This window comes from Nonomuraea sp. NPDC051298, from assembly GCF_055586305.1.
In genome coordinates, this window is sequence record NZ_JBVJIM010000015.1 from 57,499 (window position 1) to 78,789 (window position 21,291).

The 21,291-nt window shown below is 71.3% G+C and carries 22 protein-coding genes; 14 read left to right on the forward strand and 8 right to left on the reverse strand.

Going from position 1 to position 21,291, the window contains the following annotated elements; translation table 11 throughout:
* The first annotated feature begins 22 nt into the window (after positions 1–22).
* Positions 23–1,177 carry a pyridoxal phosphate-dependent aminotransferase gene (locus ACZ6S0_RS34775; RefSeq protein WP_465923564.1) on the forward strand — a complete coding sequence of 385 codons (1,155 nt, stop codon included), beginning with the start codon at positions 23–25 and terminating at the stop codon, positions 1,175–1,177.
* On the opposite strand, the gene ACZ6S0_RS34780 is transcribed toward ACZ6S0_RS34775, so the two are convergent.
* Positions 1,178–2,443 carry a DUF1266 domain-containing protein gene (locus tag ACZ6S0_RS34780; protein ID WP_465923565.1) on the reverse strand — a complete coding sequence of 422 codons (1,266 nt, stop codon included), beginning with the start codon at positions 2,441–2,443 and terminating at the stop codon, positions 1,178–1,180.
* A gap of 25 nt (positions 2,444–2,468) precedes the next feature.
* Positions 2,469–2,888 carry a hypothetical protein gene (locus tag ACZ6S0_RS34785; protein ID WP_465923566.1) on the reverse strand — a complete coding sequence of 140 codons (420 nt, stop codon included), beginning with the start codon at positions 2,886–2,888 and terminating at the stop codon, positions 2,469–2,471.
* A 50-nt stretch (positions 2,889–2,938) separates the two neighbouring features.
* Between ACZ6S0_RS34785 and ACZ6S0_RS34790 the strand changes: the two genes are divergently transcribed.
* Entirely contained in the window at positions 2,939–3,757 is an 819-nt protein-coding gene (locus ACZ6S0_RS34790; RefSeq protein ID WP_465923567.1) for a helix-turn-helix domain-containing protein, read from the forward strand.
* Positions 3,758–3,779: 22 nt separating this feature from the next.
* Here ACZ6S0_RS34790 and ACZ6S0_RS34795 read toward each other — a convergent pair whose 3' ends face one another.
* Positions 3,780–4,151 carry a DUF4345 family protein gene (locus ACZ6S0_RS34795; protein ID WP_465923568.1) on the reverse strand — a complete coding sequence of 124 codons (372 nt, stop codon included), beginning with the start codon at positions 4,149–4,151 and terminating at the stop codon, positions 3,780–3,782.
* A gap of 195 nt (positions 4,152–4,346) precedes the next feature.
* On the opposite strand from ACZ6S0_RS34795, the gene ACZ6S0_RS34800 reads away from it, so the two are divergent.
* The 4 genes from ACZ6S0_RS34800 to ACZ6S0_RS34815 all read left to right on the forward strand — a co-directional run bounded on the left by ACZ6S0_RS34800 (position 4,347) and on the right by ACZ6S0_RS34815 (position 10,001).
* The gene (locus ACZ6S0_RS34800) at positions 4,347–5,585 is read left to right on the forward strand and encodes a bifunctional glycosyltransferase family 2/GtrA family protein (RefSeq protein ID WP_465923569.1); all 1,239 of its coding nucleotides are present in this window, start codon (positions 4,347–4,349) and stop codon (positions 5,583–5,585) included.
* Between the two features lie 72 nt (positions 5,586–5,657).
* On the forward strand, positions 5,658–7,739 hold the full coding sequence (locus ACZ6S0_RS34805; protein ID WP_465923570.1) for an ArnT family glycosyltransferase: 2,082 nt from the start codon (positions 5,658–5,660) through the stop codon (positions 7,737–7,739).
* Positions 7,740–7,842: 103 nt separating this feature from the next.
* Complete coding sequence (locus tag ACZ6S0_RS34810) at positions 7,843–8,544, forward strand: response regulator transcription factor (protein WP_465923571.1); 702 nt, start codon at positions 7,843–7,845, stop codon at positions 8,542–8,544.
* Complete coding sequence (locus ACZ6S0_RS34815; protein WP_465923572.1) at positions 8,541–10,001, forward strand: sensor histidine kinase; 1,461 nt, start codon at positions 8,541–8,543, stop codon at positions 9,999–10,001. Before ACZ6S0_RS34810 ends, ACZ6S0_RS34815 begins: the two co-directional genes overlap by 4 nt.
* Here the strand turns inward: ACZ6S0_RS34815 and ACZ6S0_RS34820 are convergent.
* Complete coding sequence (locus ACZ6S0_RS34820) at positions 9,955–11,478, reverse strand: MFS transporter (RefSeq protein WP_465923573.1); 1,524 nt, start codon at positions 11,476–11,478, stop codon at positions 9,955–9,957. The genes ACZ6S0_RS34815 and ACZ6S0_RS34820 overlap by 47 nt on opposite strands.
* A 104-nt stretch (positions 11,479–11,582) precedes the next feature.
* On the opposite strand from ACZ6S0_RS34820, the gene ACZ6S0_RS34825 reads away from it, so the two are divergent.
* Positions 11,583–12,452, forward strand: coding sequence for a helix-turn-helix transcriptional regulator (locus tag ACZ6S0_RS34825; RefSeq protein ID WP_465923574.1), 870 nt, complete (start codon positions 11,583–11,585; stop codon positions 12,450–12,452).
* A 1-nt stretch (position 12,453) separates the two neighbouring features.
* Here the strand turns inward: ACZ6S0_RS34825 and ACZ6S0_RS34830 are convergent, their stop codons facing one another.
* Positions 12,454–13,059, reverse strand: coding sequence for a TetR/AcrR family transcriptional regulator (locus ACZ6S0_RS34830; protein ID WP_465923575.1), 606 nt, complete (start codon positions 13,057–13,059; stop codon positions 12,454–12,456).
* 78 nt (positions 13,060–13,137) lie between these two features.
* Here ACZ6S0_RS34830 and ACZ6S0_RS34835 point away from each other — a divergent pair, with 78 nt between their 5' ends.
* Complete coding sequence (locus tag ACZ6S0_RS34835; protein WP_465923576.1) at positions 13,138–13,554, forward strand: VOC family protein; 417 nt, start codon at positions 13,138–13,140, stop codon at positions 13,552–13,554.
* Between the two features lie 72 nt (positions 13,555–13,626).
* Complete coding sequence (locus ACZ6S0_RS34840) at positions 13,627–14,931, forward strand: serine/threonine-protein kinase (protein ID WP_465923577.1); 1,305 nt, start codon at positions 13,627–13,629, stop codon at positions 14,929–14,931.
* An 18-nt stretch (positions 14,932–14,949) separates the two neighbouring features.
* Here the strand turns inward: ACZ6S0_RS34840 and ACZ6S0_RS34845 are convergent, their stop codons facing one another.
* Positions 14,950–15,609 carry an SRPBCC family protein gene (locus ACZ6S0_RS34845; RefSeq protein ID WP_465923578.1) on the reverse strand — a complete coding sequence of 220 codons (660 nt, stop codon included), beginning with the start codon at positions 15,607–15,609 and terminating at the stop codon, positions 14,950–14,952.
* Positions 15,606–16,196 carry an ArsR/SmtB family transcription factor gene (locus tag ACZ6S0_RS34850; RefSeq protein ID WP_465923579.1) on the reverse strand — a complete coding sequence of 197 codons (591 nt, stop codon included), beginning with the start codon at positions 16,194–16,196 and terminating at the stop codon, positions 15,606–15,608. The genes ACZ6S0_RS34845 and ACZ6S0_RS34850 overlap by 4 nt, the downstream gene beginning before the upstream one ends.
* Positions 16,197–16,389: 193 nt before the next feature.
* On the opposite strand from ACZ6S0_RS34850, the gene ACZ6S0_RS34855 reads away from it, so the two are divergent.
* Positions 16,390–16,677 carry a putative quinol monooxygenase gene (locus tag ACZ6S0_RS34855; protein WP_465923580.1) on the forward strand — a complete coding sequence of 96 codons (288 nt, stop codon included), beginning with the start codon at positions 16,390–16,392 and terminating at the stop codon, positions 16,675–16,677.
* A gap of 122 nt (positions 16,678–16,799) precedes the next feature.
* On the opposite strand, the gene ACZ6S0_RS34860 is transcribed toward ACZ6S0_RS34855, so the two are convergent.
* On the reverse strand, positions 16,800–17,396 hold the full coding sequence (locus ACZ6S0_RS34860; protein ID WP_465923581.1) for a TetR/AcrR family transcriptional regulator: 597 nt from the start codon (positions 17,394–17,396) through the stop codon (positions 16,800–16,802).
* Between the two features lie 137 nt (positions 17,397–17,533).
* Here ACZ6S0_RS34860 and ACZ6S0_RS34865 point away from each other — a divergent pair, with 137 nt between their 5' ends.
* The 4 genes from ACZ6S0_RS34865 (at position 17,534) to ACZ6S0_RS34880 (ending at position 21,263) form a co-directional block, all read left to right on the forward strand.
* Positions 17,534–18,355 (forward strand): SDR family NAD(P)-dependent oxidoreductase, encoded by an 822-nt coding sequence (locus tag ACZ6S0_RS34865; RefSeq protein ID WP_465923582.1) that lies wholly within the window; start codon positions 17,534–17,536, stop codon positions 18,353–18,355.
* Positions 18,356–18,376: 21 nt separating this feature from the next.
* Entirely contained in the window at positions 18,377–19,189 is an 813-nt protein-coding gene (erm, locus tag ACZ6S0_RS34870; RefSeq protein WP_465923583.1) for a 23S ribosomal RNA methyltransferase Erm, read from the forward strand.
* Between the two features lie 58 nt (positions 19,190–19,247).
* Positions 19,248–19,829: a GNAT family N-acetyltransferase gene (locus tag ACZ6S0_RS34875; RefSeq protein ID WP_465923584.1), complete on the forward strand. Its 582-nt coding sequence runs from the start codon at positions 19,248–19,250 to the stop codon at positions 19,827–19,829.
* Positions 19,830–19,952: 123 nt separating this feature from the next.
* Positions 19,953–21,263, forward strand: coding sequence for a serine/threonine-protein kinase (locus ACZ6S0_RS34880; protein ID WP_465923585.1), 1,311 nt, complete (start codon positions 19,953–19,955; stop codon positions 21,261–21,263).
* Positions 21,264–21,291: the final 28 nt, after the last annotated feature.

The following is a 21,291-nucleotide window of genomic DNA, read 5'->3' on the forward strand; positions in this document are numbered from 1 at the left end:
CCCCGACAAATGGAGGTGCCTTGTGCGGCAGAACGCCCGTTTCGCCGATGTGCAACCGATCGGCCTCGACGTGGTGGCGGAGGCCGCGGGCACCGACCCCGACGTCTTGCGGATGGAGAATCTCGACACCGACGTCGCCCCTCCGCCCTGCGCCGTCGACGCCACGACCCGGGCGCTGGCCTCGGGGGAAGGCAACAGTTGGCTGCCGCTGACCGGTCTGCCCGTGCTGCGTGAGGCGGTCGCCGACGAGTTGCGTACCCGGACCGGGCTCGACCACGACCCTTCGCGACAGATCGTCATCACCTCGGGCGGCACCTCGGCGGTCATGCCCGTGCTGCTCGCCACCACCGAGCCGGGCGATCACGTGGCGCTCACCGACCCCACGTACGCCGGCCTCCTCCAGCGGGTGCGGCTGTCCGGTGCCCGCCCGCACTTCCTCCCGCTCCGCGTGGACGGCGGTTACTGGCGGCTGGACCGCGACGCCCTGGCCGAGGTCACCACGGCCGCCGCGCTGCTCCTGATGAGCCCCTCGATGCCGTCGGGAGTGCTCCTCGACCGGGACGACTGGGCCGCCGTGGCCGAGACCTGCGCGCGGACCGGTGCGTACCTCATCTACGACGCCGCGATGGAACGCCTGGTCTACGACGGCCACCCGCGGATCAACCCGTGCCGGGTCGACGGCCTGGCGGAGCGGACCATCACGATCGGCTCGGTCTCCAAGGAATATCGGATGATCGGATGGCGGATCGGCTGGATCGCCGGCCCGGCGGCGCTCATGGAGCGCATCAAGATGGCGGTCATCTACAACACGACGGTGGCCAGCGGGTTCGCCCAGCTCGGCGCCGCGGCGGCGCTCACGGACCCCTCGGGCGCGGGGGTCGCCGCGGCCACAGCCGAGTACCGGCGACGCCATGACACCGTGATCGAGCAGCTCGCGGGACTCCCGGTGGTGCGCGCGGCAGGCGGCTGGTCGTGTCTGGTCAACGCCGCCGCCCTGGGCCTGACCGCTCCGGAGCTGTCGTCCCGGCTGCTCCGGTACGGGCGCGTCGCCGCCACCCCGATGACGGCCTGGGGTGGGACGATCGCCCCCGACCATGTTCGCCTCGTCTACAGTTGTGAACCCGTCGAGCGCCTCACCGACCTGCGCCTCCGATTCGACGCGGCGTTGACGATCTGATCATTTGAAGGGGATGTTCCGCCAGGGACTGGTCGGATCGGTGGTCAGGATCCGGTGCGCGTCGAGCATTTCCCCGTACCAGTCGCCGAACTCCTCCTGGTCGAAATGCAGGCAACGTCCCAGGATGTAGGCGGCCGAGAAGTCTTCCCAGGAACGGTAGGCCATCTGGCTGGCCCGTCCGGCGCGGTGGACCGCCAGTTCGGCCTCCGCCAGATCGCAGTAGCGGGCGCCGAGCCCCCAGCGGGCCATCTTCGAAGCCCGCCCGTAGTCCCACGCCTCCACCGAATGGACGAACCTCCCCTCGCCGAGCAGGCCGTCCGCGCGGAAGCGCGCCTCGTAGCGGGTGATCCGGCCGATGAGCCGTTGCGCCCCGGCGACTTGGGCCTCCGTCTCGGAGTCGCGGGAGGGGGCCGTCCTGGTGACCCCGTCGGTGGCGGTCTCCTCGTCCGCGGCGCGGCGCCGGAGGACTCGCGCGGTCACCTGCCGCCAGTGGTCGACCTCGACCGCGCCGCCGAAGTCGTGGGCGAGGGCACTGCGCACGCTCAGCACGAACTGCCAGACCGAACTGCTCATCTCGCCTTTGAGCAGGCTCTCCTGTGCGCGCGACCACTGTTCGCGGCTGGTGATCCTCCACCACTCCTCCAGCCGCCGCCTCTCACGAACGTAGCCGGTGCCGTGCCAGCCCATCGCGTTCCAGAGCGAGCCGTTGCTCACGCAGAGCAGCGCCCCGCAGGCGAGCCCCCGCGCGACGGAGCCGTGCAGCGGACCCCCGACCCACAGCGTGCGCAGTCGGCCTCGGTTCGAACGCGTCATCCGCTCGGCGTGCCACCGCCACGTCTGCCGATGAGCCGCCGACGCGGGGAAGAACGCCTCGCAAGGGGTGCCCGGGTTGACCGCCAGCCACTCGTCGTCCCTGGGCCAATCTCGGGCGAGCCTGCCCAGGCCGATCACGAAGAAGACCGGGTCGGGCACGGGCGCGGGAAGCATCCCGTCGGTGAGGAACACCAGGTGCTTGCGGCCCGGCCGGGGACCCAGGAGTGAGGCGTTGAGCTCGATCCAGCCGGGCTGGGAGTCGGCTTGGGCACGCGACATCGCGTGATAGAGCTTCGCGCCGGCCAGGACGTCGAAGTACGCGGCCCAGTCGCCGCGCGTCTTGGCCTCGTACAGATCGCGTTCTGTGTCGGTGGGCGGCTGCCAGACGGGGACAGGCGCCGCCGCCCGCCCGTCGCCGGGTGTGCCCGGCGGCGCGGAGAGATCAGGCCCCATACCTTCCCACATCACCGAGGAGACCCTAACAAACGTCAGAAAACGTGATCGACGCCGCCGTCCGCCTCGATTGGCGGACGAGGACGGCGGCCACGGCCAGTGCCATGAGCGCCGCCACGTCGGCGAGTGCGACCGGGGTCAGTTTCGGGTGCGCGCCCGCGCTCGTGAAAACCAGGAGGATGAACGACACCTTGCCGATCGCGGCGGCGAGCAGCACCGGTGTCCGCAGGCTCGGCAGCACGACCGCGGCCAGCAGGGCGGCCCCGAGCAACGCGAGCATCACCGCGCGGTGGCGCAGAAGCAGGGTGCCGGTGGCGTCGGCGGCCACCACGCCGTAGACGCCGGCCAGTTGCGACGGCAGCAACGCGACGAGGCCCGGGGCGAGGTTGAGCAGTCCCACAGCCGCGAACAACGCCAGGCCGATCTCGCGGGTGAACGAGCGCACCGTATCCTCCAATGAACGTTCCGACTCCGGTCAGCCTGCGGGAGACGTCGATGCCAGCGCTTTCACGGACCCGCCGCGACACTGCCGCGCCCCAGGTCCAGGAGGCTCCGGGCGGGGAGGCGGCGGTGTGGCTGTGGCCGGGCCGCGCCCTGTACGCCGGGCCGTCCCTGCGGCTGGGCCCGCACTCCGGCGCGGTGGCGTGCGTGGCCGTCGGCGTGGACGCGCCCTTCGCCGTACGCCGCGCTCCCGGCGGCGAACTGCGGGCGCGTACCGCCCTCATCCCGCCACGGGTCCGGCACCATCTCACGGCGGGCGGCGACCGCATGGTCTTCCTCTACCTCGACCCGGGCTCGGCCGAGGACCGAGCGTGCCGGGCCAGGTTCGGCTCCGGCGACCACGGTGTCATGACCGGGCACGAAGCCGAGGCCGGCCTGCTGGACGGGGCGGCGGCAATCTCCGCGCACAGCCCCGACCGGCAGGTCACCGCCTGGGTGGCCGAGGCCACCGGCCATCGGGCGGCGTCGTTCACCGATCCGCGGGTCGCCGCCGCCATGCGCCGCCTGATCGGCGCGGACGAGCCGTTGGCCGCCGCGCCGCTGGCCGCCGAACTCGGGCTGTCGGAGTCACGCTTCCTCCGGCTGTTCAGGGACCGCACGGGCACCTCGTACCGGAGGTTTCGGCTGTGGGCGCAGATGCACCGGGCCGCCCGCTCACTGGCCGCGGGCGAGAACCTCACCCGTGCCGCGGCCGACGGCTACTTCGCCAGCCCGTCCCACTTCAGCACCGCCTTCCACGCGATGTTCGGCCTGGCCCCGAGCGCGCTGCTCTCCCGGCGCGTCACGATCCGGTGCCTGGATCCCATCGGGTGACACGGTCGCGTGGCAGGACGGCTCACCAGGCCATGGCGGCCAGCAGCGCGCCCCCGCAGACGACCTCCACCCAGAAGTACAGCCACGAGGGATAGAACGCCGACGGCCGCTCGACCGACCGCGCCACCAGCCGCCCGAAGGCCATGCCCAGCAGGGACACGGCGACGGTCACGGCCATGCCCGCCTGCAGCCCGCCCACGTCGGCCGCCGCCGCCAGCAGCAGGCCCGCGACGGCCACGCCGAAGCCGCCGTACACGGCGCGGATCTCGGTCCGCGCCTCGACCGTATCGGCGACGATCCCGAACGGCCTGATCAGCGCGGCGGGCGCGAGGAGACCGTAGACGCCCATCCCGAGAAAGAAGACCGCCACCACAACGATCACGACAGCCGACATGAACGTGCTCCCCTCGCCTCACGACAGACTTGCCCGGCAGGTCAGCCTGCCGCGCACGCGCCGCACCCGGCTTCCACCGACCCGCCGCGCCCGGCCCCCGGCGCCCGGCTGACGAAGGGCTCACACGTTACTCACACAGTCGCATGGGATGACTGGCCTCATGACAGATTCGCGAGCAGGCACGTGGTGACGCGCGTGACCGACAATGCCGTGACCGCGCGGGACGACGCCCATCTGCCTCCCGGACTCACCGCGACCGTGGAGATCGTGATCCCCGTCCACAACGAGGAACGGGCTCTCCCCGGTTGTATCGACGTTCTCCGCGACTACCTCGAGCGGCATTTCCCCTTCGCGTGGACCATCACCGTGGTCGACAACGCGAGCACCGACCGCACCCCCACCGTGGCCGCGGAGCTGGCAGAGCGATACCGCGACCACGTACGGCTGCTGCGGCTGGAGCGCAAGGGACGAGGGCTGGCGCTGCGGACGGCGTGGGCGCGCAGTCAGGCGGAGGTCGTGGTCTACATGGACGTCGATCTGTCGACCGGCCTGGACGCGCTGTTGCCGCTGACCGCGTCGCTCGTCAACGGGCACTCCGACGTGGCGATCGGCTCCCGGCTGGCACGCGGGGCGCGCACGTTGCGCGGGCCGCGCCGGGAGATCATCTCGCGGTCCTACAACGCGCTGATCCGGTGGACGCACGGGGTGGGGTTCACCGACGCGCAGTGCGGGTTCAAGGCGGCCCGCACGGCGGTGATCCGTCCGCTCCTGGAGAAGGTCGAGGACGACGGCTGGTTCTTCGACACCGAGTTGCTGCTCCTGGCCGAGCACAACGGGCTGCGGGTCCAGGAGGTCCCGGTGGACTGGGTGGAAGACGTGGACAGCAGGGTGCAGGTGCTGTCCACCGCCGTCGACGACCTCAAGGGGCTGGTCAGGGTGGCGCGGGCCAAGGCGTCGGGCGCGGCGCGCGTACCGGATCTGCCGCGGCGTCCCGCGCCGCGCGCCGCCCACCCCGATGCCGTGCTGGCCGAGCGGGGCGGCGGCGGGCTGCTGTGGCAGGTGCTGTCGTTCGGCGCCATCGGGGCGCTGTCGACCGTGGCGCATCTGGGCGTGTACGCGCTGCTGCGCACGTGGTTGCCCGTGCTCCCGGCGAACCTGCTGGCCCTGACCCTCACCACCGTGCTCAACACCGAAGCCAACCGCCGGTTCACCTTCACCGCCTCCCGCGGCTCCGCCACGCGTACGCACCTGCTCGGGCTGGTGGTGTTCGGCCTGTACTACGCCGTGACCTCCGGCGCGCTCCTGGGGCTGCACGCCCTCAATCCCGGTCCGTCGCGCGCCCTGGAGCTGACGGTGCTGGTCTGCGCCTGTGTGCTGGGCACGGCCGGGCGCTTCCTGCTGTTGCGCGGCTGGGTCTTCCGCCGCCGATCCTGACCGCCGGTCACCCGACTGAAAGCCCGACTGCTAGCCGATGACCCGACGCCACTCCTGAAAGCTGATCACCCGATGACCGCCACACCACTTCCCGTCACCGCCTCCCCTCGGTGGCGCCGGTACGCGCTGACCGCGATCTGCCTGCTGGCCGCCGTGCTCTACGGCTGGTCCTGGTGGACCTGGGGCTGGGGCAACTCGTACTACAGCGCCGCAGTCAAGTCCATGTCGGCGAGCGTCACCACGTTCCTGTTCGGTTCCTTCGACCCGGTCGGCGTCGTCACGGTGGACAAGCCGCCGATGGCGCTGTGGCCGCAGGTCATCTCGACCTGGATCTTCGGCTACCACGGGTGGGCGCTGCTGCTGCCCCAGATCGTCGAGGGCGTGGCGGCGGTCTTCCTGCTGCATCGCACCGTACGCCGCTGGGCCGGTGAGGGCGCCGGCCTGATCGCCGCCCTCGTGCTCGCCCTGACCCCGGTCACCGTCGCGATCAACCGGGACAACAACCCGGACACACTGCTGGTGCTGCTGCTGGTGGCCGCCGCCTACGCGCTGACCCGTGCGCTGCGGGCCGGGGTCGCGCCGCGCCGGGCCACCGTCTGGCTGATGCTGGCCGCCTTCCTCATCGGGTGCGGGTTCACCACCAAGATGCTGGCCGCGTGGGTGTGCCTGCCCGCGTTCCTGCTGGCGTACCTGTTCGGCACGGCCGCGCCCTGGCGGCGGCGGATCGGTGACCTCGCCGCCGCGGGCGGGGTGCTGCTGGTCAGTTCGCTGTGGTGGGTGGCGCTGGTGGATCTGTGGCCGGGAGAGCGGCCGTACATCGGGGGGAGCACGGACGGCACCGCGCTGGATCTCGTGCTCGGCTACAACGGTCTCGGACGAATCTTCGGCGGCGGTTTCGGCGGGGGCGGTTTCGGCGGGGGCGGGCCGGGCGGTGGCGGGATGCCCGAGATGCCGCCGGGTGGGTTCCAGCCTCCCGGCGCGGCCGGTGAGCCGTTCGGGATGTACGGCGGCGACGTTCCCATGCCGCGCGGCGGCGGCGGTGGGTTCGGCGGCGGGTTCGGCGGTTCCGCCGGGCCGTTGCGCATGTTCAACGAGGTGGTGGGCGGACAGATTGGCTGGCTGCTGCCGCTCGCGCTGCTGATCGTCGTGGCCGCCGCCGGGTTCGCCGTGCTGGCCAGGCGCAGGGAGACGGCCGTCGTGCCGGCCGTGCGCGGCGGGTGGCTGCTGTGGGGCGGCTGGCTGCTGGTCAACGCCGTGGTCTTCAGCTTCGCCTCCGGGATCTTCCACTCCTACTACACCACGATGCTCGCGCCCGCCATCGCCGCCCTGATCGGCGCGGGAACGGTATGGCTGGCCGGTCATCGCCGGGGCGCCCTGGCGGCCGCCGGGGCGGTGGCCGTCACCGCGGCCTGGGCCTGGGCCCTGGTCTCGCGCGACACGTCATGGAACGGCTGGCTGCGCTACGCCGTGCTCGCCGCCGCCGTCGCGGCGATCGCCTTCCTCCTCGTCGCGAGGCGCGGTGCCCGTACGGGGCCGGCCGTGGCGGCGGCCGTACTCATCCCCTCGTTGCTGGCGCCGGGGACGTGGTCGCTCGCCTACGCCTTCGGGCCGCCCGACGCCAACAGCGTCAACCCCAGCGCGGGCCCGCGGAACGCCTTCGGCGGCGGGATGCCCGGCCCCCGTCCAGGAGGCGGCGGGCCGATGGGGGGCGGGCCGATGGGCGGCGGGCCGATGGGTGGCGGGGCAGAGCTGACCGCCGAGCAGCGCGGGATCCTCGACTACGCCGTCGCCCACTCCGGCGGAGCCCGCATCAAGCTCGCGGTCAACGCCTCGGCCATGGGCGCCGCCGCGTACATCATGCACAGCGACGAGACGGTGATCGGCATGGGCGGCTTCATGGGGTCCGATCCCGCGCCGACCGCCGAGCAGCTCGACCGCTGGGTCGAGGCGGGCGAGCTGCGCTACGTCCTGAGCGGGTCCGGCCCCGAGCGGATGATGGGCGGCGGGCAGGGGGCCGCGCAGTCGCGTACCGACTGGATCAGCCGCGCCTGCACGGAAGTGCCCGCCTCCGAGTACGGCGGCGCCGAGCAGACCGACGACGCCGCCGCTAGGTCACCTTTCGGCGCCCAGACGCTTTACCGGTGCGGCCCATGAGCAGGACCTCTCGCCTGCCCGGCGCACGACCGGCCGCGCCGGGCCCGCGACGCACCAGACGGGTGCACGCCCTTTTCCCGCCGCGAGCGCGTAGAACGATGTCGTGAACGAACAACCCGCCGCGAAGGTGCTGGTGGTCGATGACGAGCCGAACATTCGCGAGCTGCTGTCCGAGGCTCTGGAGCTGAACGGCTTCGTCGTGCGCACCGCCGCGAACGGCCGCCAGGCGCTGGAGGCGGTGGCCAGGGAACGGCCCGACATCGTCGTGCTGGACGTGATGATGCCGGGCCTGGACGGGTTCGCGGTCGCGCGCAGGCTGCGCGAGGCCGGTGACAGCCCCATGGTGCTCTTCCTGACCGCCAAGGACGCGGTGTCCGACCGGATCGCGGGGCTGACCGCCGGGGGCGACGACTACGTGACCAAGCCCTTCAGCCTGGAAGAGGTGGTGCTGCGACTACGGGCGATCCTGCGCAGAATGCGGCCGGCGGAGGAGCAACTCGACGACGGCGTGCTGCGGTACGCGGACCTGGAGCTCGACGAACAGGCCCACACCGTACGGCGGGCCGGGCGGGCGATCCACCTGTCACCGACCGAGTTCAGCCTGCTGAGATACCTGATGATCAACGCGGAACGGGTGGTCAGCAAGGCGCAGATCCTCGACCGCGTGTGGGACTACGACTTCGACGGCGAGAGCAGGATCGTCGAGTCCTACATCAGCTACCTGCGGCGGAAGATCGACGCCGAGGGCGCGCCGCTGATCCACACGCTGCGCGGGGTCGGCTACCGGTTGCAGGAGCCGTCGTGAGACCGGCCTGGCCCCTGCGGCATCGGCTGCTGGCCGCGCTGCTCGGTCTGTGCGCGGCGGGCCTGGCGGCGTTCGCGACGGCGAGTCTGCTGCTCCTGGACCGCTCGCTGCAGACCAAGCTGGACGCTCAGTTGACCGAGGTGGCCACCACCTTCGGCAGGCGCCCGGTGCCCCCTCCCCCGCCGGTCGACATGGGCCGGCGGGCCGCGGAGCTGCCGACGCAGTTCAGGATCGCGTTCTACAGCCCGTCCGGGAGTCTGCTGCGCAACCTGCCCGAGGAAACGCCCGACGGGCCGGCCATCCCCGCCACGATGATCTCCGAGGTCCCCCGGGAGGCCGTCGACGTGGCCGCCAGGACCGGGTCGGAACAGTGGCGCGTGCTGGTGAGGAGCCTGCCCGACGGCACCCGGATGGCGGTGTCGATGTCGCTGGAGCCCAACCGGGCGACCGTGCAGCAGATCCTGGTCATCGAGGTGGCGGTGGGCGGCCTGGTGCTGCTGCTGCTCGGCACGCTCGCTCTCGCCGTGGTACGGCTGGGGCTGCGCCCGCTCACCCGCATGGAGCGTACCGCGGAGGCCATCGCGGGCGGGGACATCGACCGCAGGGTCGGCGACACCGACCCGAACACCGAGACGGGACGGCTCGGCGAGGCGCTCAACGTCATGCTGGAGCGCCTGGCGACCGCGCTGCGCGAGTCCGAGCGCTCAGAACGGCGGCTGCGGCATTTCGTCGCCGACGCCTCCCACGAACTCCGCACGCCGCTCACCTCCATCCGCGGCTTCGCCGAGCTCTACCACCACGGCACGGGCCCCAGAGACCCGGCGGCCGAGCGGCTGCTGCGCAGGATCGAGGCCGAGGCCGCGCGCATGGGCGTCCTGGTGGAGGACATGCTGCTGCTGGCCCGGATGGACCAGGAGCCCGCGCTGGAACCCACCGTCGTCGACCTGCACGTGCTGGCCGGTGACGTCGTGCACGCCGCCAGAGCCCGCGACCGCGAGCGGCCGATCCGGCTGGTCGTCTCCGACGAGCCGGTGTTCGTGCTCGGCGACGAGCACCGCCTGCACCAGGTCATCGCCAACCTGGTCGGCAACGCCATCCAGCACACCCCTTCGGGCGCGGAGATTCGCGTCGAGGTCGGCCCGCGCGCGGTCGCCGGGACTCCTGCCCCCGGGGTGGTGCACGCCGGTTCCGGGCCCGTCCCCGACGTCGCGGCCGCGCTGATCGAGGTGGGCGACGAGGGGCAGGGCATCGATCCCGAGCACCTGCCGCACCTGTTCGACCGCTTCTACCGGGCCGACGCGGGCCGCTCGCGCGACAGCGGCGGAACGGGCCTGGGCCTGGCCATCGCCGCGGCGCTCGTGCAGGCGCACGGCGGCCGGATCGAGGTGACGAGCGCTCCTGGCCGCGGCACTACCTTCCGCGTGGTTCTGCCTCTTGAGCGGCCTCAGGACGACTGAGCGCCGCCGCCGCCGAGGGCGCCGCTCTGGGGAGCCAGCGAAGGGCGAGGATGCCGAGTGCCACGTGAAGTGCGCTGGCCACCGCGGCGACCACGTGCAGGCCGGTGACGAAGGCCGTCCTCGCCTCCACGACCACGGCGGGCGCGAGGTCGGGAAGCTGGAGGGTCTCGTCGAGGGTGGGGGCCAGGTCGGGCCCCTGGAGCCGGAAGACCAGGGCGGCGAGTGAGCCGAGGAGCGCGATGCCGAGGGCGTTGCCGATCTCGTTGCTGGTTTCCGCGATCGCGCCCGCCGAGCCGGCTCGTTCGGCGGGGACGGCGCCGACGGCGGTGTCGGCGACCACGCTGAAGCAGATGCCGTAGCCGACGCCCGCGATGACGGTGGAGGCGACGTACCAGCCGATCCCGTCCGTGATCGCCGTGGGGAGCAGGAGCAGCAGACCCGCCGCGATGGAGAAGTGGCAGATGATGAGGGCGGCCCGCTTGCCGATGCGATCGACCACGAAGGGCGTGACGACGCAGGTGACGGTGAGGATCACGGCGCCGGGCAGCGCGAGCAGAGCCGCGCTCAGGACAGGCAGGTCGAGGACGGACTGGAGGTAGATGCCCGCCAGGTACGCGGCCGCCGACCACGCCGCCAGCGGCAGCAGCCCGGTGATGATCGCCACCGTGAAGACCCGGTCGCGGAAGAGCGAGAACTCCATCAACGGATGCTGGAGACTCCGCTGCCTGAGAGCGAACCACGCCAGCAGCACCAGCCCCGCGATCCCCACGAGAACCGGGACGATCGACAGACCTTCGGCGGCGGCGTGCTTGAGGCCGTAGATCGTGAGGAGGAGGCCGGCCGCGGAGGTCAGGACGCTGAGCGCGTCGACGCGACCCGGGCGGGTTGCCCGGACCTCACGCAGCAGGATCGGCGCGAAGATCAGGAACAGGGCGATGACGGGAAGGTTGATCAAGAAGACCGAGCCCCACCAGAACCGTTCCAGCAGGAGGCCGCCGGCGACCGGGCCGATGGCGAACCCGGCCGCGAACGCCGCGGCGAAGATGCCGATGGCCTGCGCTCGTCGCCGCGGGTCGGCGAACAGCTCGCTCAACACCGCCAGGGCCGATGGCAGGAGAGTCGCACCCGCCACTCCCATCAGCGCACGGGCGACGATCAGCAGCTCGGGGCTCGGCGCGAACGCCGCTCCCGCGGAGCCGACGCCGAAGGCCGCGGTGCCGATCATGAGCAGCTTCAGCCGGCCGTACCGGTCGCCGATGTTGCCGAACGCGACCAGCAGGGAGCCGACGGCGAAGCCGTAGATGTCCAATATCCACAGGGCCTGGTCGGCGGTCGGCGTGAGGGCCTGGCTGATCCGGGACATCGCCAGGAACAGGATCGACCCGTCCATGGAGACCAGCAGTACGGGCCCGAGGATCACCAGAAGGCCGAGCCAGGCCCGCAGGCCCGGCGGGTTGTGCGCGTGCTGTCGAGACATGTCGTCGACGGTCCGGCAGGACGAGGTCGGCAGCCATCCCCCTGCTGTGGGTGCACCCAGCAGGTATACCCACGAGCGGGCTCGGTCGGCCTAGGCTGGACGTCGTGGAGAGTCTTGGAGCGTTTCTGAAGAGTCGCCGTGATCGGGTCACACCGGCCGAGATCGGGCTGCGCACGTTCGGAAACGCCCGCCGGGTTCCCGGCCTGCGCCGTGAAGAGCTGGCCCAGCTCGCGGGGGTGAGCGCCGGCTACTACACGCGTCTGGAGCAGGGGCAGGCGGAGACCGCCTCCAAGCAGGTGCTCGACGCCCTCGCGCGGGTGCTGCAGCTCGGCCGGATCGAGACCGTTCACCTGCACAATCTCGCCCGGCAACCCGCGAATCCCGGTCTCTCAGAACCGCCCCGGGAGGAGCCGCACCCACGGGTCCTCGCACTCCTGGAGTCCATCGGAGACGTGACGCCGGCGATCGTGCTCGGCCGCCGTGGCGACGTGCTCGCGTGGAACCGCACCGGTCACGCGCTCGTCGCCGAGCACATCGCCTTCGACGCGCCGTGGGTGGCGACGCGCCGCCCGTCCATCCCGCGGATGTTCTTCCTCGATCCGCTCACCCGCGACCTGCACCGCAACTGGGACGAGCTGGCCCGCGTCCACGTCGCCTACCTCCGGCTCACCGCGGGTCGATTCCCCACGGACGCGCGCCTGGCGGCGCTGATCGGAGAGCTGACGATGCGCAGCGACGAGTTCGCGAGGATGTGGACGATCGGGGAGGTCGCCGACTGCACCGTCGGCACCATGCACCTGCAGCACCCCACCGTCGGCGCCGCGAGCGTCGCCTACCAGGTCTGGCTGCAGCCCGACAGCCCCGACCACCGGCTCGAGATCTACACGCCGAACGACTCGAGCTCCGCCGACGCCATCCAGATCCTGACGCACCAGAGCCGCCGAGAGACCGAGCTGCCGATCCCGCCAGGTTGACCTATCGGGAGCCGCTCGGCCGGTGGCGCAGCGCCTCCAGCATCTGTGAGAGTGCGGCCCAGGTGGCGGCCAGGGCGTCGGGGTCGGTTGACGTGGCCAGCCACAGAGCCGCCTCGTTCATGGCGCCGGACAGCAGGTGGGTGAGCGGTTCGACCGGCTGGGGAGCGATGGTTCCCCGCGCGATGAGCGTGGTGAGCGCTTCTGCCAGGTGGTGTGCCGACGCGCTCTCGTCCATCGCGCGCCATTCGGCCCAGCCGAGCACGGCGGGGGCGTCGATGAGCATGATCTGCTGGACGTCCGGGTCGCTGCTCGCGGCGAGGAACGCCCGGCATCCGGCGGTCAACTGTTCCCAGGGGTCGTCGTGGGCCTGCGCGGTCGCGGCCACCTTCTGGGCGACCTCCTGCTGCACCTGTTCGAGGATCGCGCGGAACAGGTCGGTCTTGCTGTCGAAGTGGTGGTAGAGCGCGCCCTTGGTGACCGCGGCGGCGTCCACGATCTCGGCCAGGCCGACCGCGCCGTAGCCGCGGCTCGCGAACAGCCGCCGGCTCTCGCGCAGCAGGGTGCGCCTGGTCTGCTCACGCCGGCGAGCCCTGGCTCCGTCGGTCATCGCGTCCCCCTTTGACGTACCGATGGTAGGTCAAGTAGCGTACCTTCACATACCAACGGTACGCGAAGGAGCACTTCCATGTTGCTGACCAGCTTCTATCCGGTCATCGGCACCTCGCAGCTAGCCGAGTCCCGCGACTTCTACACCCGGCTGTTCGGGTTCGAGACGATCTTCGAGGCCGACTGGTACGTGAGCCTGCGACGGCCGGGGACGCAGCCGTACGAGCTGGCCCTGCTCGACTACGCCCACCCGACGGTGCCGGAGGGGTATCGCGCACCCGTACGGGGACTGCTGCTCAACTTCGAGGTGGAGGACGTGGACGCCGAGTGGGAACGGCTCGTCGTCGGCGAAGGGCTGCGAGCGCAGCTCGAACTGCGCAGCGAGGACTTCGGCCAGCGGCACTTCATCGTGGCCGACCCCAGCGGCGTGCTGATCGACGTCATCACGCCCATCCCGCCTACCGGAGCCTACGCGGACCAGTACGTCACCGCGTGAGCCGGACGCCGTCCCTGTCAGTGATCTACCCTGAACACCTGTCGTACAGGGGCAAGACGGGGCGGAGTGGCCATGACATCAGCGGAGCCCGGCTACCTGGTCGGCGGACGCTACCGGCTGATCACCGAACTGGGGTCCGGCGGGTTCGGCCGGGTCTGGCGCGCCCACGACGAGATCCTGAACGTCGAGGTGGCGATCAAGGAGCTGCGGCTGCTGCCCGGGATCTCGCAGGCGGAGCAGGACAAGCGGCTGGAACGCACCGAGCGCGAGGCCCGCAACGCCGTCCGGTTGCGTGCGCACCAGAACGTCGTGGCCGTCCATGACATCGTCCGGGACGGCCTGCCCTGGATCGTGATGGAGCTGATCGACGGCCAGTCGCTGGCCCAGCACCTCGGCGCCCATGGACCGTTGCCGGTGGACAGGGTCGCGCAGCTCGCCGCGGCGCTGCTGGCGGCGCTCGACGCGGCACACCAGGCCGGCATCGTGCACCGCGACATCAAGCCGGGCAACGTCATGCTCGCCGGCGACGGAAAGGTGCTGCTCGCCGACTTCGGGATCGCGGTCCACACCACCGACACCACCCTGACGACCGCCGGGATGCTCGTCGGCTCGCCCGAGTACATGGCCCCCGAACGGTTGCACGGCATCGACGGGCTTCCCGCCAGTGACCTGTTCTCCCTCGGCGTGACCCTCTACCAGGCCGTCGAGGGCGTCTCACCGTTCTCCCGCAACACCCACCCGGCGGCGATGACCGCGGTCATGCTGGAGGAGCCCCCACCGCCGCTACGGGCGGGCCCCCTCGCGCCGCTCATCACCCGGCTGCTCGACAAGGACCCGCACCGCAGGCCGACCGTCGAGCAGGCGCTGGCCCTGCTCGGCGAGCGGCGGCCGGACCGCGACCGCGTACGCGACAACACCAGGATCCTCCCGCCTGAACGGGCCTCTCCTCAGGGGTGGGTGCGCAAAGGTGTCGGGGTGATGATGGCGATCGTCTTCCTGCTCGGTGTGGCCGGCCTGACGGACGTCGGCCTCGCCTGGGACGAGATCGAGGATGAGCTGGACGACGGCGTCGAAGGCATCCTCCTGTGGGTCGTCGTCATCGCCGACATCGGTCTGGCCGGTTTACTGGGAGCACAGGTCGCCCGGTTCGTGCCGCCGGTCGCCGGCAAGACCGTCGCCGTCGTCGTGGGTGTCCTCGGGCTCCTCCTCGGCGGCGGCGCCGCGAGTCTCGCCTTCGACGGTGTGTCCGTCCTCGTGACCACGGTTGATCTCGCGCATCGCCGCGAAGCCTGGACGTTCTCGGTGATCGTGATCACCGTCATCATGCTCATAACCGGGGGCTGGGCCTGGGAGTCGAGGAAGCTTCCGCGCTCGTGACGGCCGTGGTGCCGACGCCTACGGTATGACCTCGGGATTCTTGACGACCGGCGCCCACCGGCTCGCCCACCGGTCACGCAGCGCGGCGAACGCGGCGTCGTCGAGGCCGTAGGTGGTGACGATCACGTTCACCGGCGTGGCCTCGGAGTTGGCGAGGTCGGCGCCGACCGAGATGAGATGGCCTTCGGAGTCGACCAGGCTGGCGTCGTACCAGCGGGTGCCCGTGCCGACGATCTCGGCGACCTGCGGCCCGGTGGCCTCACCTGCCAGGTACACCGTGCGGCGGCGCCCGGCCGGCTCGCGCTCCAGGTAGAAGCGGAGCTGCTCCAGGTAGAAGCGCCAGCCCTCGGCGACCCCGTCGTACAGCTCCTCCCAGCTCGCACCCTCCACCTCGGGCACCACCAGCCGGACCACCGTACGCTGGCCGTGGGCGGTCAGGGTCAGCTCGCTGCCGTCGTCGAAGGCCAGGCGGTCCGGCGCGTGCGGTTCGGACTCGGCGATGAAGGATCGGATCTCGTCGTCGAATCCCGCGGCGGGCCGGGCGGGGCCGCTGTGGCTCGCGTCGTAGTCGTAGCCGAACCACTCGCGCAGCCCTTCGGCGGTGCTGATGGCTCGCCAGGCCGCGTCTTGTGGCGCGTTGACGGTCAGTTCGACGATGGGACGCTTCTTGCCGTTCATGACGTGTCCTCCGAATTCTCCGGGCTCTCAGGATCTTGAAACCTCTGACGGGCGGGATGGCCTCCGATGATCACGCGGTAGCGAGGCGCCTGGGGGGAGTCGTAGGAGGCGACCAGGTCGGCCACCCGCGCGGCCAGGTCGGTGGCGAAGCGGTTGATGTCGGTCGGCTCGGCGAAACCCACGTCGGTCTCGATGCTGAAGGTGACCAGCCGGGTGCCTTCCGCGGCGGCCTCCTCGCGCATCTCGGCCACCTCGCCGAACGCGCGGGCGGTCATGGCCAGCAGCGTGTCGGACGCGAAGCGGTCCAGTTCGCCGGGGGAAGGCGAGCCGACCACCTCCGGCGCGACCACCACGGTGCGCGCGGTGGCGCGTACCACCCGCTCCTTGCGGCCGCGCCGCTGGCGCAGCTCCACCAGCTCCACCAGCCCTAACTTCTCCAGCTCACGCAAGTGGTAGTTGACGCGCTGCCGGCTCTCGCCCAGCCGGGCGGCGACCACCGTCGCCGACCCCGGCTCACGCAGCTCCTCCAGCACTCGTCGGCGCAGCGGCGACAGCGCGCCGCGGACGACATCGACCTGCCCGCTCATGGAGCCCATCCTCGAATTGAAAAACTGGTTTGTCAATTTCTTTCGACCTATTTGACAAACGAATTTTCCAACACCCATCGTGGCGTCCGCATCCGACGGCGGGAGGGATCGGGCCCGGGGTGCACCGATGAGTTCCGGCTCGCTCGACGGTCATAGCCAGGGACGGTCGGTTCGGATCCGGCGGAGGAACAGCATGGTGATCATCGCGGGGCACATCGTCGTCGACCCGGGACAGCGCGAGCGCTATCTCGCGGACTGCGTGGGCGTCATGGAGTCGGCCCGCCGGGCACCCGGCTGCCTGGAGTTCGCCATCAGCGCGGACCTGGTGGAGACCGGACGCATCAACGTCTTCGAGCGCTGGGAGTCGCGGCCGGCGGTCGAGGCGTTCCGTGGCAGCGGCCCCGACGACCCGCAACGCGCCGCGATCCTCGCCGCCTCGGTGGCCGAGTACGAGGTCACGGACGTCCGCTCGCTGACCTGAGCGTCAAGACCTACGTCAGCCGTATCCTCGCCAAGCTGGACTGCGCCAACCGGGTGCGGGCGGCCCTGCTGCTACGTGACGCGCCGTTCCCCACCTGATGCCGCACCGCCTCTCCTCCCTCCTCACGGGCGGAACGCCTTGAGCGTGAGGTCCACGAGGGCGTCGGCGTACTCGGGCGTGAGCGGCCCCGAGCGGTGCAGCCAGCGCTGGTAGAGGGGGGCGTAGAGCAGTTCGAGCACCAGGTCGAGGTCGGCATCCGCGTCGATCTGGCCCGCCCGCTGCGCGCTGCGCAGCCGTGCCTTCTTGGCCTCCTCAACCGGACCGGCCAGCTTCTCGCGGTATTGGGCGGCGAGGTCGGGATCGTTGATGATCTCCGCGTTGAGCGCCCGGATCGGCGCCTCGAATTCCGGATCGGCGAACTCGGCGACGGTCGCCCGCATGACGAGTTTGAGATCGGCCTCGATGTCGCCCGTGTCGGGGAGCGTCATCTCTTCCTGGCCCGCCTCGCTGAGCGCCAGAAAGGAGTCGAAGACCACGGCCGCCTTGGACCGCCACCACCGGTAGATGGTCTGCTTGCCCGCGCCCGCCCGGGCGGCGATGGCCTCGATCGAGACGTTGGCGTAGCCCACCTCCGAGATCAGCTCGCGCGTGGCCTTGAAGATCGCCTGCCGGGACTGTTCGCTGCGGCGGGCGGGGTTCGGCTTCCTGGCGATGGACATGTGGATGAGGATAGCAGGACCACGAGACGAGACGGTCCGTCTTGACACGGCGAAGGGGGTGACTGCAAGATTGGGGCCACAGTACGGCGAGACGCTGCGTCTCGCCGTGATTGGTGATCTCAAGGAGGTGAAGGCCGTTGACGACCGCCCGAGCATGGTTCATCACCGGCGCGTCCCGGGGCCTGGGCAGGGCATTCGCCGAGGCCGCGCTGGCCGCGGGAGACCGGGTCGTGGCCGCCGCCCGCAACGTCGACCCGCTCGCGGAGCTGGCCGAGGAGCATCCGGACCGCCTCGTACGGCTGCCGCTGGACGTCTCCGACCGGCAGGCCGTACAGGAAGGGGTGGACCAGGCGGTGGCGGCCTTCGGCAGGCTCGACATCGTGGTCAACAACGCCGGCGGACTGCTGTACGGCATGGTGGAGGAGGCCACCGAGGAGCAGATCCGGGCCCACCTCGACGTCAACCTCCTCGGCGCGGTCTGGGTCGCCCAGGCCGTCGTCCCGTACCTGCGGACGCAGGGTTCCGGGCACATCCTCCAGGTCACCTCGATGGGCTCCGGAGGCGGTTTCGCCTCCGTCGGGTTCTACGGAGCGGGCAAGACTGCGCTCGACTCGGTCAGCCAGGCGCTGGCGATGGAGGTCGAGTCCTTCGGCATCAAGGTCACCATCGTGCAGATGGGCGGCTACAACACCGGGCTGTTCACCACGGGCACCACGGCGACGCGGGCTCATCCGGCCTACGAGCCCCTGCGGGTCAAGCTGACCGAGATGTGGGGCGAGGACGCCGGCGCCGACCCGGCCACGGCCGCTCCCGTCATCATGGAACTGGTCGACCTGCCGAATCCGCCGCTGCGGCTGATCGTCGGCAGCAACTCCTACGACCTCGTCCAGCAGATGGACCAGGCCCGTACCGAGGAATACCGCGCCTGGGAGCACCTCAGCCGCAAGGCCCTCGGCTGACCGGTGAGCCGCGGAGGTCCTGTGTCCACGCATAGCCCCGGTCGGCACGAACTCGGCCAGAACTTCCTCACCGACCAGACCACGATTGACACCATCGTCGACCTCGTCGCGCGAACCCACGGATCGATCACCGAAATCGGCTCCGGAGACGGTGCGCTGACCCTGCCGCTGCAGCGGCTGGGCAGGCATCTGACCGGAATCGAGATCGACAACCGCCGGGCCGTACGGCTGGCACGGCGCACGAACCGAGCGACCACGATCGTCAATGCGGACTTCCTGCGCTACAGAGTGCCCGCGACGCCCCATGTCCTCGTCGGCAACCTCCCCTTTCACGAGACGACCGCGATGCTCCGCCGGATCCTGCGTTCACCCGGATGGACCGATGCCGTCCTGCTCGTTCAATGGGAGGTCGCCCGCCGCCGCGCCGGGGTCGGCGGTGCGACGATGATGACGGCACAGTGGTGGCCGTGGTTCGAGTTCGCTCTCGTCGGCCGAGTCCCCGCCGCGGCGTTCCGCCCGCGACCGAGTGTCGACGGTGGGTTGATGACGATCACCCGCCGGGCGCGTCCGCTCGTCGAACGCCCGGAACAGGAGCGCTATCAGGACCTCGTGCATCGGGTCTTCACCGCCAAGGGCCGTGGCCTTCCGCGGATCGTCGCCGCCGCGACCCCCGAGATCCCGAGACGGCGAGTCCAGGGCTGGGTCAGAAGGCATCGGATCAGCGCCACGGCCCTTCCCAAGAGCCTCACCGCCGGACAGTGGTCCGATCTGTTCCGGCTTCATGACGAGTGCCGGTCGCTCGCCCCAGCACGACACACCGGCTGCCGGAGCTGACCCATTCCGCGGACAAACCCATCGCCCCCGGGTGAGGGCGAATGCCAGAATCGCCGACATGGAGCCCGTCTCGCTGACGACACCACGTCTGCTGCTGCGTCCTCATGATTCCGGCGACGAGGACGCGGTCTTCGCCGCCTGCCAGGATCCGGGCATCCAGCGGTGGACGGACTTCCCGACACCGTACGAACGCCGACACGCGGCCTTCTACCTGGGCCAAATAGTGCCGCGTGGCTGGCGTGACGACACGATGTACCACTTCGCGGTGGAGACCCGGGACGACGGAGATCTGGTCGCGTCGGTCAACGTGCACCGCCACCATGACACGTGGGCGATCGGCTACTGGACCGTGGCAGAGCACAGGGGGCGCGGCTACGCGGCGGAGGCGGTGCGCGCCCTGGCCGTCTGGTCCTTCACCGAGCTGGGCGTGCGGCGCCTGGAGTGGCGGGCGGAGGCGGGGAACACGGCCTCCTGGGCGGTGGCGAAGAAGGTCGGCTTCGTCATGGAGGGGGTCCTGCGCGCGGCACAGACCAGCGGCGACTCGCTGAGGGACACCTGGATCGGCGCTCTCCTGCCCTCCGACCTCGGGTTGCCCTTCGCCGTCCCCTACCTCGCCGCGCGGGCGGACGCTCCGGCTTGACGAGTACGGGCCGGGCGTGGGAGTTCCGGGCGCGACGTCGGCGGCGGTTGATCGTGATTTCGACTCTCGGGACAATGGCGCAGTAGGCAGTACTTCCTGGCCGCGGATCCGGAGGAGGCGCGTGTGCCCGTGTTCGAGGCACTGCAGCCGCACGACCCACCCAGCGTGGGGCCGTACCGGCTGGAGGCGCGGCTGGGCGCCGGCGGGATGGGCCGGGTCTTCCTGGGGCGGTCGCGGAGCGGACGCGTCGTAGCGGTGAAGGTCGTTCATCCGGAGCTGGCCGCCGATCGCGACTTCCTGCGGCGTTTCACGCGCGAGATCACCCTGGCCCGTACGGTGAGCGGGTTCTTCACCGCCGGCGTGGTGGACGCCGATCCCGAAGGGACGCCGCCGTGGCTGGCGACCGCCTACGTGCCAGGCATGTCCCTGGACGAGGCCATCGGTGAGCACGGGCCGTGGCAGGAGAAGGACGTCCTCGCCCTGGGCGCGGGGCTGGCCGAGGCGCTGGAGTCCATCCACGCCGCAGGCGTGGTGCACCGGGATCTGAAGCCGTCCAACGTCCTGCTGGGCGCGGACGGCCCGCGGGTCATCGACTTCGGGATCTCCGTCGCCGTCGAGGGCGCCAAACTGACCAGGACCGGCATCGCCGTGGGCACGCCGGGCTTCATCTCGCCCGAGCAACTGACGGGCGCGCCCGTGGGGCCCGCCAGCGACGTGTTCTGTCTCGGGGCGGTGCTCGCGTTCGCCGCCACCGCCACCGGGCCCTTCGGCGGCGGGTCGTGGCAGGGGCTGTGGTACCGCACGGTCCACGAGGAGCCCGATCTCGCGGCGCTCCCGCCCAGGCTGCGCTCGCTCGTGGGATGGTGCCTCGCGAAGACGCCCGAGGAACGGCCGACCGCCACGGCGTTGCTGGACGAGCTGGCGGGCAACGTCGCGGGTGGCGGCCGACTCACCGAGTTGTACGTCGAGGCCAGGTGGCTGCCCGCCCCCGTCGCCCAGGTCGTACGCACCCTCGTCGCCACCCCCGCGCCGCCGCCTCCGCCGGAGCCGGACGATGCCGCCACCTCCCGGACCGCCGCACCCGCCGCGGAGGGGCGAACGGTCGCCTCCCCGCCGGAGGTTCGGCCGTCCGGGTCACCGTTGAGAGCCGCTGCCGCGGCGGCGGCCGTGAGACGAGGCGCGGCGAGCGCGGCGAGCCCGTCCGCCCAGAACACCCTGTCCGCTCAGAACACCCTGTCCGCTCGGGCTACCGTGTCCGGCCGGAGCGCTCCGACCCGTCCGGCCGCTCATGCCCACAAGAAGACTCTGCACCACCGGAGCCCTCTGGCCGAGCAGGCCCTGCGCAGGGTCAGGTCACGGACCACGATGCTGATCATGATCGCGATCCCGCTCGTCATGCTGGCCGTGGCCATCGCCGACGCGCTGACGGCCTGACGGCTGGACCGCCCGGCCGTCCGCCGCC

Bases quoted from the DNA above. Each gene is read 5' to 3' on its own strand.
- ACZ6S0_RS34855 (WP_465923580.1), top strand. From the start codon at position 16,390: ATGGTGATCATCGCGGGGCACATCGTCGTCGACCCGGGACAGCGCGAG.
- ACZ6S0_RS34840 (WP_465923577.1), top strand. From the start codon at position 13,627: ATGACATCAGCGGAGCCCGGCTACCTGGTCGGCGGACGCTACCGGCTG.
- ACZ6S0_RS34875 (WP_465923584.1), top strand. From the start codon at position 19,248: ATGGAGCCCGTCTCGCTGACGACACCACGTCTGCTGCTGCGTCCTCAT.
- ACZ6S0_RS34795 (WP_465923568.1), bottom strand. From the start codon at position 4,151: ATGTCGGCTGTCGTGATCGTTGTGGTGGCGGTCTTCTTTCTCGGGATG.
- ACZ6S0_RS34860 (WP_465923581.1), bottom strand. From the start codon at position 17,396: ATGTCCATCGCCAGGAAGCCGAACCCCGCCCGCCGCAGCGAACAGTCC.
- ACZ6S0_RS34820 (WP_465923573.1), bottom strand. From the start codon at position 11,478: ATGTCTCGACAGCACGCGCACAACCCGCCGGGCCTGCGGGCCTGGCTC.
- ACZ6S0_RS34790 (WP_465923567.1), top strand. From the start codon at position 2,939: ATGCCAGCGCTTTCACGGACCCGCCGCGACACTGCCGCGCCCCAGGTC.
- ACZ6S0_RS34835 (WP_465923576.1), top strand. From the start codon at position 13,138: ATGTTGCTGACCAGCTTCTATCCGGTCATCGGCACCTCGCAGCTAGCC.
- ACZ6S0_RS34845 (WP_465923578.1), bottom strand. From the start codon at position 15,609: ATGAACGGCAAGAAGCGTCCCATCGTCGAACTGACCGTCAACGCGCCA.
- ACZ6S0_RS34850 (WP_465923579.1), bottom strand. From the start codon at position 16,196: ATGAGCGGGCAGGTCGATGTCGTCCGCGGCGCGCTGTCGCCGCTGCGC.
- ACZ6S0_RS34830 (WP_465923575.1), bottom strand. From the start codon at position 13,059: ATGACCGACGGAGCCAGGGCTCGCCGGCGTGAGCAGACCAGGCGCACC.
- ACZ6S0_RS34805 (WP_465923570.1), top strand. From the start codon at position 5,658: ATGACCGCCACACCACTTCCCGTCACCGCCTCCCCTCGGTGGCGCCGG.
- ACZ6S0_RS34780 (WP_465923565.1), bottom strand. From the start codon at position 2,443: ATGGGGCCTGATCTCTCCGCGCCGCCGGGCACACCCGGCGACGGGCGG.